This is a genomic window from Nakamurella sp. GG22 (assembly GCF_052976845.2).
Map to the genome: position 1 here is coordinate 68,990 of NZ_JBRIIO020000010.1, position 14,210 is coordinate 83,199.

Annotated in this window: 14 protein-coding genes; 13 read left to right on the forward strand and 1 reads right to left on the reverse strand. The window is 68.3% G+C overall.

The window, feature by feature from the left end; all coding sequences use genetic code 11:
* Positions 1-68 precede the first annotated feature (68 nt).
* Positions 69-422, reverse strand: coding sequence for a DUF4913 domain-containing protein (locus ACVBEQ_RS12085; RefSeq protein ID WP_447153334.1), 354 nt, complete (start codon positions 420-422; stop codon positions 69-71).
* A gap of 271 nt (positions 423-693) precedes the next feature.
* Between ACVBEQ_RS12085 and ACVBEQ_RS12090 the strand changes: the two genes are divergently transcribed.
* From ACVBEQ_RS12090 to ACVBEQ_RS12150, 13 genes are all read left to right on the forward strand, one after another.
* Complete coding sequence (locus ACVBEQ_RS12090) at positions 694-969, forward strand: hypothetical protein (protein ID WP_447153335.1); 276 nt, start codon at positions 694-696, stop codon at positions 967-969.
* Positions 970-1,096: 127 nt separating this feature from the next.
* Positions 1,097-1,294, forward strand: coding sequence for a hypothetical protein (locus ACVBEQ_RS12095; RefSeq protein WP_447153336.1), 198 nt, complete (start codon positions 1,097-1,099; stop codon positions 1,292-1,294).
* On the forward strand, positions 1,291-2,766 hold the full coding sequence (locus ACVBEQ_RS12100) for an SCO6880 family protein (protein WP_447153337.1): 1,476 nt from the start codon (positions 1,291-1,293) through the stop codon (positions 2,764-2,766). Before ACVBEQ_RS12095 ends, ACVBEQ_RS12100 begins: the two co-directional genes overlap by 4 nt.
* Positions 2,763-4,244: an ATP/GTP-binding protein gene (locus ACVBEQ_RS12105; protein WP_447153338.1), complete on the forward strand. Its 1,482-nt coding sequence runs from the start codon at positions 2,763-2,765 to the stop codon at positions 4,242-4,244. The genes ACVBEQ_RS12100 and ACVBEQ_RS12105 overlap by 4 nt, the downstream gene beginning before the upstream one ends.
* The gene (locus ACVBEQ_RS12110) at positions 4,244-5,962 is read left to right on the forward strand and encodes a type IV secretory system conjugative DNA transfer family protein (protein WP_447153339.1); all 1,719 of its coding nucleotides are present in this window, start codon (positions 4,244-4,246) and stop codon (positions 5,960-5,962) included. Before ACVBEQ_RS12105 ends, ACVBEQ_RS12110 begins: the two co-directional genes overlap by 1 nt.
* Positions 5,959-7,026, forward strand: a complete 1,068-nt coding sequence (locus tag ACVBEQ_RS12115) for a M15 family metallopeptidase (protein ID WP_447153340.1) — start codon at positions 5,959-5,961, stop codon at positions 7,024-7,026. The genes ACVBEQ_RS12110 and ACVBEQ_RS12115 overlap by 4 nt, the downstream gene beginning before the upstream one ends.
* Positions 7,023-7,715 carry a DUF8175 domain-containg protein gene (locus ACVBEQ_RS12120; protein WP_447153341.1) on the forward strand — a complete coding sequence of 231 codons (693 nt, stop codon included), beginning with the start codon at positions 7,023-7,025 and terminating at the stop codon, positions 7,713-7,715. The genes ACVBEQ_RS12115 and ACVBEQ_RS12120 overlap by 4 nt, the downstream gene beginning before the upstream one ends.
* A complete protein-coding gene (locus ACVBEQ_RS12125) occupies positions 7,712-8,719 on the forward strand; it encodes a hypothetical protein (RefSeq protein WP_447153342.1) in 1,008 nt (335 codons plus the stop codon). The genes ACVBEQ_RS12120 and ACVBEQ_RS12125 overlap by 4 nt, the downstream gene beginning before the upstream one ends.
* 219 nt (positions 8,720-8,938) lie before the next feature.
* A complete protein-coding gene (mobC, locus tag ACVBEQ_RS12130; protein ID WP_447153343.1) occupies positions 8,939-9,238 on the forward strand; it encodes a plasmid mobilization relaxosome protein MobC in 300 nt (99 codons plus the stop codon).
* Entirely contained in the window at positions 9,235-10,227 is a 993-nt protein-coding gene (locus ACVBEQ_RS12135; protein WP_447153344.1) for a relaxase/mobilization nuclease domain-containing protein, read from the forward strand. Before mobC ends, ACVBEQ_RS12135 begins: the two co-directional genes overlap by 4 nt.
* Positions 10,228-11,549: 1,322 nt before the next feature.
* Positions 11,550-11,972 carry a PPOX class F420-dependent oxidoreductase gene (locus ACVBEQ_RS12140; protein WP_447153345.1) on the forward strand — a complete coding sequence of 141 codons (423 nt, stop codon included), beginning with the start codon at positions 11,550-11,552 and terminating at the stop codon, positions 11,970-11,972.
* Positions 11,973-12,001: 29 nt separating this feature from the next.
* A complete protein-coding gene (locus ACVBEQ_RS12145; protein ID WP_447153346.1) occupies positions 12,002-12,373 on the forward strand; it encodes an iron chaperone in 372 nt (123 codons plus the stop codon).
* 334 nt (positions 12,374-12,707) lie between these two features.
* Positions 12,708-13,466: an oxygen-binding di-iron domain-containing protein gene (locus ACVBEQ_RS12150; RefSeq protein ID WP_447153347.1), complete on the forward strand. Its 759-nt coding sequence runs from the start codon at positions 12,708-12,710 to the stop codon at positions 13,464-13,466.
* Positions 13,467-14,210: the final 744 nt, after the last annotated feature.

A 14,210-nucleotide genomic window follows, 5' to 3' on the forward strand; every position in this document is an offset into this window, starting at 1 on the left:
AAAGGGCGTCCGACAGCCGATCGAAACCACACTGCGACAGTCTGTTTCGGCGCACCGCGGTGGTCGAGCTATTGCGTCACCGGCAGCGCCATCGCCGTGGGCGTATGGCGGGCGGGTGAGCAGCCTCTGAATGGACCGTCGTCGTCCCGGAGCTCCCGCATGATCGGAATGGCGAGGTTCGCAAGCCATGACGCCTGACCAGGACCTGGGTCTTGCTGGAGGTTCTCCCACGCGCGCCAGAGAGCTGCCACTGCATTCTCGGCCGCTGGGTGATCCCGCCACTGTGGACACCATCCGGGCTCGGCGTCTTCCAACTGCGGAAAGATCGGCGCCAAGAAAGCCTCGTAGAAGGCGACGTGATTCAGATAAACCAACTCGTCCGGTGGGGCCGGCGGCCGCAGCACCACGACGTCGGCTGTCATTACCGGGTCCCGCCGCGGCTGTTGACCACAGCCAGCCGGACGAGCAACGCGCCCCGGAAGTGGCTCTGGCGGCGGAGCTTCGCAGCGCTGCACATGCGCGGCTGACCTTTCGCTCGACGTTGTCCGTGATGCTCGCCATCTGTCGGAGACGACCACCGATCTGCAGGCGTCTCGAGGCAACGCATCTCACCCATGTGTCCACCGTGGCTGCCAAAAGCCCTTATGTCCAGCACTTCTCGACATGCACTCATAACTTCCCCGAAGGAGCAACATGTTTCGCAGCACTGTCAACGCACTGCTGGCGGCCGTCCCGGACGTCAGCCCGACTGAGCCGCCCGGCGCGGACAAGCTGACCACAATCCTCGGCTGGGTCCTCTGGGTTGCAACGGCCGCCTGCGTCGCCGCGGTCATCGCCGCCGGGATCAAGATCGCGATGGGCGGCTCCGGCCGGGGCGCCGGCGGCGAGCACGGCATGTCACTGCTGTTCGCGCTTGCCGGCACCATTGTCTGTGGTGTCGCCGCCAGCGCCGTCACGTTGCTGTTCTGATGGCGACCGAAAGCATGGGCACCCGCGGCGACGCGGAATCCGCAACCGAATCCGCCTGCAGGACAGACGAAGAGGGCCAGCTCGAGCTGTTCGAAGTGGCAGTCGCGTCCGCCGGGGCGTGGTCGCGATGAGCGCAAGCATCGTCACCGATCACGGCCTGGAAGTGGTGCTACCTGGCTACCACCGCGCCGTGATCTTCACTGCGAACGACGAGGACGCCACCACCATCGCCGCAATGGTGCGATCCTGCGGCTGCGTGGCGACGCCGCTCAGTCCGGCCTTTCGTGCGTCCGAAGTGCCGGAGCAGCGCGAGGCATCAGGATGACGTCCGCCGTCGTTGAGCGCTCGTTCGAAAACTTCCGGGAGCCTCGGTCGCCTGGCCTTGGTGGCCTCGGGAAGTGGGGCACGCTTCTTCTCATCGGTGCCGCAGTGATCGGGATTGTCCTGACGATCAACGTCAACCTGATCGCTGGCGGCGTGTGGGGCGTGCTGGCGGGTGCCGTGCTGTTGGCAATCGCCCGCCGCGACCGGCACGGTCTGTCGGTGCTGGAACGCACCGGGGCACGGGCGGCTCATGGAAGGGCGGTCCGGCGCGGAACAGCCGTGTACCGCTCCGGTCCGTTGACCAGGCTCGGGAAGTACCGACTTCCCGGGGTGCTGGCCGACACGGAACTCACCGAGCATGAGGACACCACGGGGAGTCCGTTCGCGTTGGTGCACACCCCACGACCGAATCACTACGCCGTGACCATCGAGTGCCATCCCGACGGGGCGTCCCTACTGGACGCCGCGGACACCGCCGAGAACGTCGACCGGTGGGGAGAGTTCCTGTCGTTCCTGGCGTTCGAACCGGGACTGGTGCAGGCGATGGTCACGATTGAGTCCGGTCCTGACGATGGCACCGGGCTGCGGGCGGAAGCCGAAGCTCGGGCGAGCACGGATTCGCCGGCCCTGGCCGGTCTGGTGATGCAGGAGATTCTGGGCAGCTACCCGGCGGGTTCAGCCGCTGTCCGTTCGTTCGTGACGCTGACCTTCACCGCCGTCGACGGGAAGCGTGCCCGCACGGCGGAGCAGATGGGATCGACTCTGGCTCACCGGCTGCCGCCGATCGTCTCCCGGCTGAGCGGGACCGGCGCCGGCCAAGCGATACCGCTTGACGGGCAAGGACTGTGCCGACTCGTCCGTATCGCATATGACCCCGCCGCCACGCGGCTCCTGTCTGGCAACAACCCGACCGTGCTGTTGTGGTCGGGAGTCGGCCCGGTCACCGCCGACGCCCGAGAGTGGACGCACTATCGGCACAGCGCAGCGGTGTCCCGATCGTGGTCGATGACCGACATCATGGGCCGGGTTCACGCCCTCGGGCTCGGGCCGCTACTGCATCCGCACGGGAACTGGCGCAAGCGGGTCAGCCTGATCTTGACCCCGCACGACCCCGGACGCTCGCAGCGGATCGCGGCCGCCGACGTGAAAGCCGCGGAGTACAGGGTGATGTCGACCCGCAAGCCGTCGGCCGCCGACCGTCGGGACTTGGCCGCGGCCGAGGCGACGGCGGCCGAGGAGGCGCACGGTAACGCACTGATCGACGTCGCGGTGATCGTCACCGTCACGGTGGGATCCCCGGAGGAGCTGGCGGCGGTGGACGCGGCACTGGACTCGCTCGGCCCCGCTGCGCGATTGCTGCTGCGGCCGGAGGACGGCGGTCACGCGCAGGCGTTCGCGCAAAGCCTTCCTGGTATCGGTCTTGTCGCCGGAGCGCACGCGCTGACTCCCCGTTGGCTGCGGGAGGAGCTGTGAGCGGCAGACTGTTCCCGACCCGGGGTGTTCCGGGCGCGGGCGGGGGCGCCGACACTTATTGGCGGGTACCTGCCGTCCGCCGCGCGTCTGCTGCGCAGGTCAAGGGCTTGTACCCGTGGGTCGCCGGCACCGGGTCCAAGCTCGGCACCGGTGCCCCGATGGGCCCGGTCCTGCGGAAAACCCCTGGGCCGGCCGCGATCCTGTGCGCGGACCCGATCAGTTGGTTTGAACGGGGCGGCCTGATCAGCAACCCCTCGGCGGTGGTGATGGGCGGCCCGGGCCATGGCAAGTCGACACTGATCCGCCGGCAAATCCTCGCCCTGGCCCATCAGGGCGTGCTCAGCTGGGTTCTCGGGGACGTCAAGCGGGAGTACGTGACGCTGATCGCCGGGCTTGGTGGTCAGGTCATCAGCCTTGGCCGCGGCGGTGGAGCGCTGAACGTCCTGGATCTCGGCGACGCGCCGGCGGCCGCCGCCAGGCTGAAAGCGACCAGCCACCGCACCGAAGCCGACGCCCTGCTCGCCGAAGCCAAGGCCCGGCGCCAACTCGGGGTCGAGGCCCTGATTACCGTGCAACGCGGCCAGCCGCCGGTCGAGTTGGAATGCCTGGTCCTGGCCGTCGCCCTGGACTTGCTCGACTCTGCCTGGAGGCGCCGCAAGGGCGCACCCTTGGTCAGCGATCTGCTGGCACTGGTCGACAACGCCCCGGATGAACTGAAAGACGTGGCCCTGGCACGTGGTGAGCTGTCGAAGTACTACGCCGCAACGGATTCCCTACGGACCTCTCTGGCCGGGTTGTCATCCAGCGCCGGGCTTGGGGCGGTGTTCAACCGGCCGACATCGGTTCCACTGGATCGGCACCGCCCGCTGGTATTCGACGTATCCGGGATCGACAAGGGCGAACGGAAACTCCGTGCCGCAGCGCTGCTGTCCTGCTGGACGGCCGGGTTCGGTGCCATCGCCGTCAGCAACGTGATGGAAGACGCCGGCCTTGAGCTGGCCCGCCGGAAGTTCCTGGTGACCGACGAGCTGTGGAGCGTGCTGCAGGAGGGCACCGGGCTGGTCGACCGGTACAACGGGCTGTCCCGGCTGAACCGCACCGAGGGCGTCGGAACCATCACCGCGTTCCACTCCAGCGCCGACCTCGCCGCACTGGAGTCCGAGGCCGACCGGGCAAAGGCCGGCGGGTTGATCGAACGTGCCGGAATGGTCTTCTGCGCCGGGATGCCCCGCTCGGAGGTGACCCGCCTGCGGGCGGTCACGCATTTCACCCGCCGCGAAGAGGACGAGGTCGCCGGCTGGTCGGCTCCGCCGACCCTGCAGACCACCGGTCGACGCCGCCGGCCACCCGGTCAGGGCAACTTCCTGCTCAAAGCCGGGGATGGCGCCGACACCCCCGGTGTGGCCTTCCATCTCCGGCTGACCCGCACCGAGCTGGCCGGGTTGAACAACACCGACCAGCGATGGGATGTGGCCTGATGCGCGGCGCACAGCCCAATCCCGTCGGAGCCACGCCGCCGATGCTGGTGCCCGGCTTCGCTGGAACCGGCGTCCTGCTGCTGGCCTACGCCGGCCTCGGGCTCGGGACCTGGTGGGAGTCAGGTCACTGGGTCTTCCCCGAAGACGTCCTCGCGCTCGGCAAAGGCGAGCTGGCGTGGACGTGGCGCTACACCACGGCGTTGAGCGTCGTCGGGATCCTCGCGGCGGCGGTCATCGCAGCCCTCACATACCTGGTTGTTCGAGCACACCGCACAGCACAGAGCGTCGACGGTAAGGCCCGGGCGATGGGCCGGTCCAGCGTGCTGTCCAGGGAGGCCGCCGTGAAGCGGTGCATCGACGGCCGGATGTACCGCGAGGGTGAGGCCCCGGGTTTGATGTTCGGCCGGGCCGTGGTCGACGGCCGCGACCTGTGGTCGTACTGGCGGGACGGGATGGTGGTCGAGATGGGCCCGGGGTCGGGCAAGACCACAGGGATTGCGATTCCGCTGATCGTCGACGCCCCAGGGGTTGTCGTGGCGACGTCGAACAAGCGCGACCTCCCGGACGGGATCCGCGCCGCCTGTGAGCAGCGGGGCACCTGCTGGGTGTTCGACCCGCAGCGGATCGCGGACTACACCGGCGGCAAGCCGCCGGCGTGGTGGTGGAACCCCCTCGAGGGCATCACCGGACCGGTCGAGGCCGCATCCTTGGCGCGGGTGTTCGCCGACGCCTCTGCACCGCCCGAGTCCAGCAAGAACGCCTACTTCGACACCGCCGGCCCGCAACTGCTGGCGAACCTGATCCTCGCCGCCGCAATCCTGGGCCGACAGCTCGACCAGGTGTACCTGTGGATCGCCGACCCCGGTTCGGCGCTGCGGGAAGCGGTGCCCGCCCTGAAGGACAACTGGTACCCCCTACCTGCCGCGTCCCTGAAGGGCGCGTGCAATGCCGCACCGGAGGAGCGGTCCGGGTTGTTCGGCACTGCGGCCGCCGCGGTGGCGTTCCTGACCTCCCCGGCGATCCTGGAGTGGGTCACTGACCGCTCGGGGCGGCCGCAGTTCGACCCGGACGCGTTTGTGCGGTCGGGTCGGGACACCCTGATCAGTCTGTCCCGGGAAGGTATCGGCACCGCCGGCCCGTTGACCACGGCGCTCACCGTGGCGGTGATGACCGCTGCCGAGCGGCTGGCGCAGCGGCACCCGCACGGCCGGCTACCGGTGCCGATCGTGTGCGTCCTCGATGAGGTCGCGAATGTCTGCCGGTGGGCCGGCCTGCCGGCGCAGTTCTCGCATTACGGGTCGGCCGGCATCTTTCTGTGCGCGATCCTCCAGAACTGGTCGCAGGGTGCTTCTGCTTGGAAAACCGCAGGGATGCAGCAGATGTGGGACGCCGCAACCATCCGGATCGTCGGTGCCGGGATCGCCGACCGGGCGCACCTGGCCGATGTGGCGCAACTGATCGGGAAGCAGTTCACGCCCCGCAAGTCCACCGGTACTTCGACCGGCGGCCGCTCGTCCCGATCGGTGAACACCTCGTTCGACAAGGACCTGATCCTGGACGTCGACGAGTTGGCCGGGCTGCCGTCCGGCCGGATGATCGTTCTTCCGACCGGTCAGTTCCCGATCCTGGCCCGCACCGTGCCGCACTTCCAACGGCCCGGCATGAACGAACTGGTGGCCCGTTCGGTCGCTACCTACGAACCCGCGGGTGCCTTGTGAACCGCCGCCGATTCTTGGCACTGACCTGCACGGCCGCCGGCCTGCTGGTCAGCGGGTGCTCGATCACCGCACCTACAGGTACCACCGACGCCGCCGTGCAGGCGTTCGCGTGCGCCGGTACCGGCGCCGTCCCTGGCTGGACCACCGAGCAGGTTGGCAACGCCCGGGCGATCGCGCAGGTGGCCCTCGGGTTGGGCTTGGGCGAGCGCGGCGCGCTCGTCGGGATCACCGTTGCGATCACCGAGTCAACGCTGGTGGCCGTCAACTACGGCGACTACCGCAGCGACGGCACGATGACCACCTCGCGGGGCCTGTTCCAGCAGATGGATCACTGGGGACCGCTGCATGATCGGCTCGACCCGGCCAAGTCAGCCGAGCTGTTCTACACGGGCGGCGCCGACGGCTCCCCCGGGCTGGTGGACATTCCTGGGTGGGAGTCCATGCCGGTCCCGCAGGCCGCACAGGCCGTCGAGCGATCACAATTCGCCGACGGCCGGAACTACGCACGGAACCTGCAGGCGGCAACGGCTCTGACGAAAGTCGTCACCACAACGTGCACGCCTGTCGCCGGCTCCGGCGGGGCGGTGAGCCCGGCCGGGCTGACCCAGAACTCGTCGCAGGACCCATCGACTTTCGGCTGGGTCCGAGCAGCCAATCAGGTCCCGTACTCCTGGCGGGGACACAGCTTCGGCCGGGTCGCCGCCGGGACACCCCCGCTGTGGGACGGGTTCCTGACCGAGCTGGTCCCACAGATCCCGGGCGGCCTGAACAACTACCTCGGCGGATTCGAGAACCGGAACAACGTCAACAGTCCCGGAATGGTCAGCTTCCACGCCTACGGCCTGGCCCTGGACATCAACTTCGACCGGAACCCGAACGGCGCGGACCCCGCTTCGCTATCCGGTCAGTACGTCATTCCCGCCGGCGCCGCCCGCACGGCCGCCGCCCGCTGGGGCATGGAGTGGGGCGGGGACTGGTCCGGCACGCCAGACCCGATGCACTTCGAAATCCACGTCACCCCGCAGCAAATCGCCGCCCTGCCGCAAAGGAGCGCCCAATCATGACCCGCCTGTGGAAGACCGTCACCGCCGTGGCAGTGGTCACCGCCGCCCTCGCCGCCGGGTGGTTCCTGACCCGTCCGTCTAGCTCCGCCCCGGCAACCGCCGCGACCTCGCCAGCCGTGACTCCGACTCCGGTGTTTATCGTGCCGAGCGATGACACCGTCACCGAGGGCGTCCCGGATGACGTGACGTGGGAACTGGACGAGACGATCGCCGTTCCGGTCAGCGCGTCGGCCGGGCCGCGGCGCACCTCCCCGGAGGGTGTCCGGTCCGGGTTCGCCCAGACACCGGGCGGGGCGCTGCTGGCGGCGGCGAACTGGTCCGCCGGCCTGGCCCGCACGGTCCCCGCCCCGGACAGCTATCCGCCGCTGGTGCACCAGCGGATGGTGCCCTGGCCCGGGCACGACACCGCCCTCGAGCTCGCCCGCTCGATAGCCCGGGACCCCGGTGAGCGGCACGCGATCTTCCAGATCGCCGGTTTTAGGTACCTGTCCTACGACACCACCCACGCCACCCTGCTGATCGCCAAGCAGGTCGTTCACGCCCGGCAGGCCTACGCCGACTACATCAACCTGGTGTGGACCGACGGTGACTGGTACGTCATTCCCGCGATCGACGGGCACGGCGAGCTCGGCGCATCGGTCACCATGCCGCTGCTGCCCGAGTGGACTCCGTTCGCCGGTGTCGCATGATCACTGCCCTCCAGCTCGCCGCGGCCGCCCCGGCTGTCGATCCGTGCACGGTGAGCCCACCGACGTCTGAATCCGTGCAGGCGTGCGTGGACGCCAACACCACGAACCTTGGGGAGCAGATTGGTGGCGTTGTCGGTGCCGTGGGGGACGCTGCAACTTCCGTCGCCGGCTCGGCGGTCGGCGCGGGTATTCAGTGGGTGATCGACTGGATTCAGGAGGCGATGGCCGATGTCGCGGTTAGCGTCGCCTCGTTCTGGACCTCGACCCCGACGGTCAGCGTTGGTTCGGTCGACGGGTCGGCTTCACCGACCGTCGGCTGGATCCAGGACGCCCTGCGGAACTACACCGTGATCCTCGCCGTGATCAGCCTGGTGTTTGGCGGGGTGTACCTGGCGATCAAGGGCCGGGTCACCCTGCCGCAGCTCGGGATTTTTCTGTTCCGGATCGCCGCCGCCGGCGCGCTCACTACCGCCGTCTGCGCCGCCCTCATCGGTGCAGCGGACGACTTCTCCGAGTGGATCATCCCGGCCGCGTCGAACGGCTCGGACCTCGGCGCGAACCTCGCCGCGTTGTTCGCCAACCCGATCACCGGCCCCGTCGGCCTGGTTTGCCTGATCCTCGAGCTGCTGTCCAGCCTGTTCCTGGTGGCGATGATGTGGGTCCGCTCCGCGATGCTGGTCCTACTGGTCGGGACGGTCGGGTTGGCCGCGGTGATGTGGTCGCCTACCTACTTTGCCCGGCACGCCAAGGCGATCGTCGCCCTGGTCCTGGTGAAACCGCTTGCCGCACTGATCTTCGCGGTGGGTTTCCGGTTGCTCGGCAGCGACGTCGCCGCCCAAGGGGTCACCGAGGCGATCGTCGGCGCTGTGATCTTGCTGTCCGCGTGCTGGTCGTGGAAGTTCCTGGTCAAGGTCGTCGCCCCGTTCGACGACCCGCTCCCGCAGACCGGCCTCGGCGGTGCCGTCGCCCGGGCCGCCGCGTTCGCCGCCCTGGTCGCGAAATGAGCTGGCTGTGGATGGCCCTGGCCATTAAGCAACGGAAGCGGGCACGTGCCCGCCGCCAGAACCGCATATCCGTTGCCGGCTCGTACCTACCGGACCCCGCCGCGATCGCTCGGCTGTACCCGCCGGGGCAGATCCCGCCGCCACCGCCACCACGAAGGGACCGCAAGAAATGAGCGCCGCCCGACCCCGTCGCCGCCAAGCGAACGGGCGGCCGAATCGGTGCACGTTGTCGATGAGCAGTACCGCCGCTGGCAGGCCGCCGCGGACGCCGACCAGGTCACCCTGCCCCGGTGGATCAATGACGCCGTGGAGGGCCGGCCGCCGACGATGATCCGCCGCGCCCTGTACTCCGAGGTGACCGGCATCCGCACGGAGATCGCGGGCGCCATGGCGAATCTGAACCAACTCGCCCGTAGCGCCCACATCGCTGGGTTCGACCCCGCCGGGTGGATGGCCGCCGTCGCCCAGATCAGCCGTCAGCTCGCCGTCGTGGATCGCCTGGCCGACCGACTGTCGTGATCGTCAAGATCATCGGCACCAAGCCAGACCCCGGCGGGCTGGTCCGGTACCTGTTCGGCCGGGGCACCGGTCAGGACCTAAATCTGCATGAGAATCAGCGCTCCGTCGCCGGCACGACCCTCTCGGCTCATCTACCCGGCCGGGGACAGGTTGAGCAGATCGCAGAGGACCTGCGGGCCCATCAACGGGTGTGGGGCACCGCCCCGAAGGCCGGGCATGTCCAGCACATCGTCATCAGCCTCAACCCCGGGGACCGGCCTGTCACCGATGCCGAGTGGCGCACCATCACTGAGGACTACCTGACCGCCCAAGGGATCACCGTCCCGGACAAGGCCGCCGTCCGGTGGGTCGCCGTCAACCACGGCCGAAACGCCGCCGGGGCCGACCACGTCCACATCGCGCTGTCCCTGGTCCGCGCCGACGGAACGAAGGTCAACACCTGGCAGGACGGGCCCCGGTCGCAGCGCTGGGCGACGCAGGCCGAGCAGCGCTACGGTCTGGTCCCGCTGGATTCTCGGTCAGCGAATGCCGCTGCTCGAGGTCTGACCCGGGGTGAGCTGGCAAAGGCCCGCGCAACCGGTCGGGAGCCGATCAGCCGCTGCCTGGCCGACATCGTCCGGCCGATTGCGGCCGCCAGCTCCTCCGAGGTCGACTACGTCCAACGCCTTCGGGCCGCCGGGCTCGACCCGCGACCCCGGGTCACCGATGGCCGGGTGACCGGGTACAGCGTGGCCGCCGAGGGCCAGCGATTCGGGGGTGGCACCCTCGCCCCCGAGCTGCGCCTCCCCGCTTTGCGCCGGGTCCAGTGGGACGACGGGAACGGCCTTGCGGCCGCCCGCGAGTGGCAGCACCCAACTCCGCACCGGGCTACACCCACTACTGCCGAGGCCGTCCGGTACGCCGTCCTGGAGCTGGAGCGCGAGCTATGGCGGGCGCCGGTCATGACCCGGGACGAACACGGGCTTGGTCCGCTCACGCCGCCGGTCTGACCGCAGCGGCCGCCCGAGCCGCGACCGATCCCGCCGTTCGCGCCGAGCTGGTGGCCCTGTCCCGTGACCTCGGCCGCTGGGCTGGCCCAACCTCCGCCTCTCCCGCCCCGACCGTGAAACGGGCCGCTCAGATCGTCACTGCCGCCCTCAGCGGATCAACCTCAACACAGGCTGCGGGCACCTCACCCGACGACGGCGCCCTCATGGACACCGTGGAATCGGTCGTCCATATCGCCCGGATGCACCAAGCCAGCCGGCCGGCCATCACCATTGCCGCCGACGTCACTCGGCACGCCCAAGCCCAACAGGTCGCCTACGCCCGCCGGACCGTTACCCCGGGGTACTACCGCACCAACAACGGAGTCGTCCGAATCCGGCAAGCCCGCGCCGGACACTCCTACGCGGCGACCCGCACAGCCGAAGGCACTTGGATAGCATCCGGACCCAGCAACCTCCTCGCCGCTGCCCAAGGCCACCGAATGAGTCCCACGGAGGTGGCCAAGTGGGAACAGGCGCCCAGCACAGCAGCAGCGCCGTCGACACCTGTACCGCTACAACCGGTCGCCGCACGGCAAGATTGGCGACGCCGTATCCGCCAGACGAGGACCCGCTGAGTCCGATGTTCTTGTGCGCGCATGCGCCAAAGCTGCCCGTTAGGGGGCCTAGCCCGGGGCTTTCGTCGCGGTTCGGAGAGCAGGGCGTGTCGGGCAGCTGGAGGGTGCTGCTAGACCAGCCAGAATGGGGATTGCTGAGGTCCGGTATCGCGCGAGGTGACGAGCGCCCTCCAAGTGAAGGTGGCTATCGGATTCTACCCGTCCCCTGACCTCGACACGGCCGGAACCCAGGTGGTGTCCCCCGCCGGCGCGGTCCTGCTGACTAAGGCCATCGTTGCGGTCCACTGTGTTGCCGCGTGGGCATCGGTGGCGCAGGCGAGCGACGCGATGAACCAGACCACGAAAAGCGGGCTCCGACCGGCGGAAACCATGTCGAACCAGGCCACGCGCCAGGCCACGAGACCGCATAGATTCTCGAGCATGGCGCTGACCTGCGTAAACGAGCCGCCTTGGGGAATCGAATCCCAGACCTACGCATGACGAGGAATCCCGTCACCGCGGCCGCCGTTCGCTGGTGCAACTGCGATGTAGGTCGCGGGGTGGCGGAGGGTGGATCCGCCGGTGCTTGTCCTGCGATACCCACCAACGCCACAGTAGACACGCGTGACACGTGCGAGTCCCACGGGATCGGGCGGCCTTTTCACGCCCTCCCGCGCGCATGCGGAGCATGAACATGGCGGGTGGCAGCGAATCGGAGAGGGAGCACGGATGGTCTTCACCAGCGATGAGATCGAGTACCTGACTTCCAACACGTTGGGCAGGTTGGCCACTGTCGCAACTGACGGACAACCCGACGTCGTTCCCGTTGCTGTCGAGTTTGACGGCGCTTCGTTCTGGGTCGGCGGCCCGAGCTTGGTCACCAGAACCCGGAAGTTCCGCAACGTCGCCGACGGCAACAGCAAGGTCAGCCTGGTCGTCGACGACCTCCCCTCGATGGACCCCTTCATCGCCCGGGGCGTACGGATCTACGGCCACGCCGAGCAACCGTTCGAGCGTCAGGGAGCGGTGGGACCAGGCGTCTACATGCGCATCAGCCCACTCGTCTCGTGGAGCTGGAACCTTGCCGGGGAACCCGCTGGCGACACCTGGTACGACACCCGGCGAGCCGAACACAGCGGCACGGGTCGATGACGGCCTTCGGCACCCGGCGAAGGGCCGCCATGACCAAGCCCACAACCGTCGCTGAGTACGTCGCGCAGTTCCCGGAGAGCGTTCAAGGCCGCCTGAGCGAGATCCGCTCCCTGTGCCGCGCTGCGGCGCCGACGGCCGAGGAGCACCTGAAGTGGGGTCACCCCGCCTACGTCCACACCAACGGCGTGATCCTCTTTATGTTCAGCGGTCACAAGGCGCACGCGAGCCTGGCCGTCACCCCCAGTACCCGCGAAGCGTTCGCCTCGCAACTGTGCGACTACCGGACGGGCAACGGCACCGTCGCGCTTCCCTACGCTGCTCCGCTCCCCGCCAAGCTATTGACCCGGATGATCGAGCACCGCGTTTGCGAGTACGAGACGGAGGGCGTCAAGTGGATGTAGGCCGGCAGTACCGGCCGGGTCGCCACGGGGCCGAGCTTGAGCCCGACCATATTCATCTACCGAGAATTACGCGGGGTCGACCACGACGTCTCTGCTAAGCGGAAGAATCGCCGCGAGGGCTGGCCAGCCGTTCGGCGGAGGTTCGGGCCTCCCCCGGGCTGTCACTATCGGCCCCCACCGGACCACCTCGTACTCAACACAGGCGGTGGTTTCCCAGACGCCCTCGGAACGGTCTTGGGGGTGGACTTCGAGAGTCGCGGCTCTTGTCGGTGCTGCCGCGGCGGAGGAGGGTGAGGGTCGATCCGGAGTTTCCGACACCCCTGGAGGCCGCGCGATGGAAACAACGCTCGACGAGATCGGCCCGGACATCTACCGGATTTCGACTTACATTCCGGAAGCAGATTTTATGTTCAACCAGTTCCTGGTTAACGCCGAGGAGCCGCTGCTGTTCCACACCGGCTTGCGCTCCCTGTTCCCGATGGTGTCGTCAGCGGTCGCGAAGGTCGTTCCGGTCGACCGGCTCAGGTGGATCACCTTCGGTCACGTCGAAGCGGACGAGTGCGGGTCCATGAATTCCTGGCTCCTGGCAGCACCGCACGCCCAGGTCGCTCATGGGGCATTGGGTTGTGAGGTTTCCGTGAACGACCTGGCCGACCGCCGACCGCGCGCGCTGAGCGATGGTGAGGTCATCGACCTGGGCGGTAAACGGGTCCGTCGCATCGAAACGCCTCACGTCCCGCACGGTTGGGACGCCGGCCTGCTCTACGAAGAGACGACCGGCACCCTCTTCTGTGGTGACCTTTTCACCACCGTCGGCGCCGGTCCCGCCTTGACCGAGCACGACATCACCGGCCCCGCATTGAGCGCCGAAGACATGTTCGGCGCGACCTGCCTGACGCCGGCCACTGGGACGACGATTCGATCGCTCGCGCGGTTACAACCCACAACGCTTGGAGTGATGCACGGACCGTCCTACGCTGGCGACTGCAGCCAGGCCCTGCACGATCTCGCCGCGGCCTACGACGATAGGCTGGAAGTCGAAGGCGCCCGCCTGGCCGCGCCCCGCACCCCCGGCCCCCTGCATCCGAACTAACTCCGGGACAGTTAAGCGCCGTTTAGAGCAGGACCGCATGTTGATCAGCAATAAGCTGCAAGGCCGGGTGAGTGAGCTGAAACCGTGGTGCGAGCAGACCGTCAAGGGCGCTCATGGGTGGCAGCGGCGAAGCTCAAATTACACGGCTCCATTGTCCGGTGCCTGGACGTGTCCGCAGTGCGCGACGCCGGGGTGACTGCACCAGCACCGAACAAGGATGTGGGTGCAACGCGACGGGCAACGGGCGCCGGCGCGGACGTCGGCGTTTGCCGCAAACCTTCAAGGCCTCCAGTTGGCTGTCGCCGTCAATTGAATCGGCGCAGGCAGTGCTGCCCCCAATACGGGCCCTGTTCAGTCAACGTCTGTGGCGACGCACCATAACCTGTCCTCGGGCCACCGTCCGTGGCCAATCGTCGCAGTACGAATGCTCGCGAAATCACTGCCGGTTGGGGGATGCAGGGGCTTTCGGCGGTGGCGTGTCGCGATGAGAATCTCTTAGCTAAGACTGCGCGGCTGAGCACTACCCGCGTGCGGTCAGCACTTTGCCGTCCAACGTCTCCCTCGAGCGGCGGGTGCCAGCGGACGATGGGGATGCGAAAGTTCATTGCAGAATGCGGGGCGGTGGGCCCGGTCCTCAGTCGGATCGCCGTAGGCCTTTGCGTTCACCCGCGCAAGGCGCGAGCCTGGTCGGCCGAGCAGCAAGCTGCGACGATTCGGATGTGACCGCGTCGAGAGGGCATACCG